This is a genomic window from Alkalihalophilus lindianensis (genome assembly GCF_032843265.1).
Classification (GTDB): domain Bacteria; phylum Bacillota; class Bacilli; order Bacillales; family Bacillaceae_D; genus Alkalihalophilus; species Alkalihalophilus lindianensis.
In genome coordinates, this window is the sequence record NZ_JAWJBA010000960.1 from 1 (window position 1) to 240 (window position 240).

Sequence of the window (240 nt, forward strand, 5' to 3'; positions counted from 1 at the left end):
ATGATCTTCATCGTATTAGGACTTGGCGTTGGTTCGATAGATTTTATTTTCAACACAATCACCTTCATTCTAATGGGTTCTTTTTCAAGTTTAACACATTGGAAACAGTTCATTCATGTAAGAAGGACTATGAATTCATATATTAATGACCCTAATCATTCTCTATGGAACATGTTACTTTACGTATTGCTAAGTTTTTACCTATAGAGCCTCTATATGGGACATTTTCCTATTTGTATT

General features: G+C 32.1%; 1 protein-coding gene. It reads left to right on the top strand.

The window, feature by feature from the left end; translation table 11 throughout:
• Positions 1-207 (top strand): hypothetical protein (locus tag RYX56_RS24960; RefSeq protein WP_317124467.1); only part of this gene is annotated, 207 nt, incomplete at its 5' end.
• Between the last annotated feature and the right edge of the window lie 33 nt (positions 208-240).